This is a genomic window from Bacillus sp. LR_5, from assembly GCF_042709275.1.
In genome coordinates this window covers 1-3,416 of sequence record NZ_JAVAXX010000455.1, presented here as the reverse complement: position 1 = coordinate 3,416, position 3,416 = coordinate 1, and the positions used below count along the sequence as shown (strand labels likewise).

3 protein-coding genes are annotated in these 3,416 nt (G+C 44.5%); 1 reads left to right on the top strand and 2 read right to left on the bottom strand.

Translation table 11 applies throughout. From position 1 onward, the window contains the following. Positions 1 to 1,804, top strand: a 1,804-nt coding sequence (locus tag RAC86_RS36880) for an ATP-dependent DNA helicase (RefSeq protein WP_377886791.1), incomplete at its 5' end; no start/stop codon positions are given. Positions 1,805 to 1,845: 41 nt separating this feature from the next. Here RAC86_RS36880 and kduD read toward each other — a convergent pair. Together kduD and kduI are read right to left on the bottom strand one after the other, a co-directional pair. Then, entirely contained in the window at positions 1,846 to 2,610 is a 765-nt protein-coding gene (gene kduD, locus RAC86_RS36875) for a 2-dehydro-3-deoxy-D-gluconate 5-dehydrogenase KduD (protein ID WP_049141306.1), read from the bottom strand. 1 nt (position 2,611) lies between these two features. Further along, positions 2,612 to 3,416 (bottom strand): 5-dehydro-4-deoxy-D-glucuronate isomerase (gene kduI, locus RAC86_RS36870; protein ID WP_377886790.1); only part of this gene is annotated, 805 nt, incomplete at its 5' end.

The window sequence follows — 3,416 nt, the reverse complement described above, 5'->3', positions numbered from 1 at the left end:
CGAGCAAGTATTTATGGCTTTTCAGCTGGAGCGGGCGTTTAAAGAGAAAAAAGTCATGTTCGCCGAAGCTGGAGTGGGAACGGGGAAAACGCTGGTTTATCTTCTTTTTGCAATCAGCTATGCAAGGTATGTCGGCAAACCCGCCATCATCGCTTGTGCAGATGAAACATTAATTGAACAGCTGGTGAAAAAAGAGGGCGATATTTCTAAGCTGGCTGAGCATCTTGATCTGAAAATTGATACAAGACTGTCAAAATCACATGAACAATATTTATGCTTGAAGAAGCTTGAAAAAACAATGCAGCGTTCTGATGATGATAAATGGCTGGATCTTTATGAGTCGTTACCGTCATTTGTCCACGAGTCACAGGCGATGCAGCGCTTTTATCCGTATGGCGACCGTAAGCAGTACGCAAATCTATCGAATGAAGAGTGGTCTGACGTAAGCTACGACTCGTTTCAGGACTGTCTGACTTGTGATATGAGACACAGATGCGGTCTGACACTTTCCAGAGATTACTATCGCAAGGCAACGGACTTAATCATATGTTCCCATGATTTTTATATGGAGCATGTGTGGACGGAAGAATCACGCAAACGAGAGGGCCAGCTGCCGCTCTTGCCTGATCATAGTGCAGTTGTATTTGATGAGGGGCACTTGTTAGAGTTTGCTGCGCAAAAAGCGCTAACCTATAGAGTGAAGCAGTCTACTCTTGAATTGTTTTTAGAACGATTGCTGCAAAATGACATCAGAGAAGAGTTTGCAGAATTGATTGAAGATGCGCTTGCTGCAAACGACGAATTTTTCTATGTTCTTTCTGAAGAATCAAAGGAAGTAGCCGGTTCACACCGTTTAGAAATAAAAAATGACCAGCGTGTCAAAAAGGCGGCGGACGAGCTTTGTCGTTTACTTGATAAAATCGGTGAGGCACTTGTATTTGAGTCTGAAATGTATACGATTGATCAATACGAGCTGTCAGTAGTGGAAGAATATGTTGAACAAATGGCGTATTCATTATCTCTATATCAAAAGGATGCAATCAGCTGGCTGGAGAAAAAGGAAGCAGAATCAACTTTTGTCGTGATGCCGAGAACGGTAGCAGAAGTACTTGGCGAAAAAGTGTTTTCTAAGAAAATTCCTTATATCTTTTCTTCTGCTACGCTGTCAGAAGGCGGTTCGTTTGATTATATTGCCGACAGTCTTGGGATTCATGATTATTTGTCATTAACTGTTGATTCCCCTTATGATTATGACGAGCAAATGAGTATTAATCTATACGCAAAAACAGATATGGACGCTGAACAAAAAACGGCTGAAACGATTGAAACAATCAAACGTTACAAAGGAAGAACGCTGGTGCTTTTCCCTTCTTTTGAAGAATTAAACGAATTTAAAGAGCTGTCGGCGGCATGGGAGCTGCCGTATCCAATTTTCTTCGAAGGTGATGAGGAAATCAGCAGCTTAGTAGAGAAATTCCAAGAGGAAGAAGAAACAGTACTTTGTTCAGTTCACTTATGGGAAGGACTCGACATTCCCGGTGACGCATTGAAGAATGTTACCATTTGGTCATTGCCGTTCCCGCCACACGATCCTGTATTTACAGCGAAGCGCAACGGAGCGAAAAAAGATCCGTTCGAAGAAGTTGATTTGCCATATATGTTGTTACGTGTACGGCAGGGCATCGGGCGCCTGATTCGCTCGAATCAAGACAGCGGCTCGATTCACATTTACGCTGGCGGAGAAAATGAACGCATCATTGATGAGGTCAAAAAGGTCTTGCCTGTTGAACCGCACATGATGTAATGGAAAAAAGCTGACGATCGTTCGTCAGCTTTTTTTATTTGTCAGCGGGATAGCCAGCCGCCATCAACTGCTAAAATATGTCCATTTACATAATCTGAAGCACGTGATGCCAAAAAGACTGCAGTCCCCCCGATATCATCCGCTTGGCCCCAGCGGCCGGCAGGAATTCTCTTTAAAATGTCCTCATTTCGCTTTTCGTCATCCCGAATAGGCTTTGTATTCGCAGTAGAAATATAGCCTGGGGCGATTGCGTTGACCTGAATGCCTGACGCTGCCCACTCATTTGCAAATGATTTTGTCAAACCGGCAACAGCGTGTTTGCTCGCGGTGTAAGCCGGAACGAGGATGCCGCCTTGAAAAGACAGGAGAGAGGCAATATTAATAATCTTTCCGTGACCTCTTTTCAGCATGTGCCTGCCAGCAAGCTGTGTCAGAATAAACAGGCTGTGTAGATTGACATTCAGTACGTGCTGCCAGTTCTCTTCTGAAAAATCTTCCGCTTTTTCCCGATGAATAATGCCGGCATTATTGACAAGGATGTCGATCTGCCTGTTTTCAAACAGGTCAGCTGCAGAATCCTTTATCGCTTCCGGCTTGCTCATGTCCAATGTAAAAGATGTAAATATCCGGCCTTCCTGTTCCACAAGCTGCTGTGTTTCAGACAGACTGCTTGTATGTGATGTGCCGATAATATCAGCGCCAGCTCCGGCTAGGGCTTTGGCAATACCTTGACCGATCCCTGTTCCTGGGCCTGTCACCAGCGCTGTTTTTCCTTCTAATGAAAAGGCGTCATGTAGATAACCCATCTTATTTCAGCCCATCCATCGGAATGAGATCCATGTCCGTAAATGTGTAATTTTCTCCAGCCATCGCCCACACAAAGCTATAGTTTGATGTTCCTGCGCCAGAATGAATAGACCAAGCGGGAGAAAGGACAGCCTGCTCATTTCCAACAACAAGATGGCGTGTTTCGTCCGGCTGGCCCATGAAATGAAATACCTTTGAATCCTTTTCAAGATCCAGATAAAGATAAGCCTCCATCCGACGGTCATGAACGTGTGCTGGCATGGTATTCCAGTTGTTGTTTTGATCTAACATCGTTATTCCCATCATCAGCTGACAGCTTTTAATGCCATCCTGATGAATGACTTTGTACAGACTTCTGACATTAGACGCTGCATCATCACCAAGGCGGTCCGGTGTCAGTTCAGCTAGGGCGGCTTTTTGTGTCGGGTAGCTTTTGTGGGCGCAAGCGGAGACGAAGTAAAACTTCGCTTTTTCCCCAATCAGGCTTGAAAACGATACATCCTGATTGCCCATTCCGATATAGAGAAAATCCTTTGTTTGAAGCACATATTCATCATCGCCGACTCTAACGGCACCAGGCTGGCCGACATTAATAATCCCGATTTCACGCCGTTCCAAAAAGAAGTCTGTTTTTAGAAAATCACCTGCATCAAGCTTCAGTTCACTTTGCCCTGGAGCCGCTCCGCCGATGACAACCCGGTCTTCATGTGAGTAATACATCGTAAGTTTGTTTTCTGTAAATAAAGAATCCATTAAGAAATGACTGCGAAGCTCCTCTGTTGTAAAGCGTTTTACTTGTTCAGGA

What these genes read in the sequence shown, in the direction of transcription:
- kduD (WP_049141306.1), bottom strand. Translation starts at nt 2,610, where the DNA reads ATGGGTTATCTACATGACGCCTTTTCATTAGAAGGAAAAACAGCGCTG.